The sequence below is a fragment of the Corallococcus praedator genome, assembly GCF_003612125.1.
Classification (GTDB): domain Bacteria; phylum Myxococcota; class Myxococcia; order Myxococcales; family Myxococcaceae; genus Corallococcus; species Corallococcus praedator.
In genome coordinates this window covers 1-475 of the sequence record NZ_RAWI01000905.1, presented here as the reverse complement: position 1 = coordinate 475, position 475 = coordinate 1, and the positions used below count along the sequence as shown (strand labels likewise).

General features: G+C 56.8%; 1 protein-coding gene. It reads left to right on the top strand.

What is annotated here, in order from left to right; all coding sequences use genetic code 11:
- On the top strand, window positions 1-475 hold a 475-nt coding region (gene ubiG / locus D7Y13_RS50060), incomplete at both ends, for a bifunctional 2-polyprenyl-6-hydroxyphenol methylase/3-demethylubiquinol 3-O-methyltransferase UbiG (RefSeq protein ID WP_120631093.1).

The window sequence follows — 475 nt, the reverse complement described above, 5'->3', positions numbered from 1 at the left end:
ATCCAGCACGAATGGGCTATTTCAACCGCATTTTGCGGGAACAGTACGTCGACCTCCGAAACACGACGCTGTTGGACGTAGGTTGCGGGGGCGGGATACTGGCCGAAGCCTTTGCCGAACTGGGTATGCGCGTAACGGGTATCGACCCGTCGGCTTCGTCGGTCGAAACGGCCCGCCGTCATGCACCTCAGCAAAAGCTCACGATTGATTACTGGATTGGTTCGGGCGAGAGCCTGCCCTTTGCCGATGCCAGCTTCGACTGCGTCAGTTGCTGCGACGTACTCGAACACGTGCAGGACGTTGATGCGGTGCTGGCCGAAATTAGCCGGGTGCTCAAGCCGGGTGGTTTGTTTTTGTATGATACCATCAACCGGACGTGGCTAAGCTGGCTGTTCCTGATCAAAATTGCGCAGGACTGGAAGCGGTGGGCGTTCATGGAGCCCAACCAGCACGTTTATGGCCGGTTCATTAAACT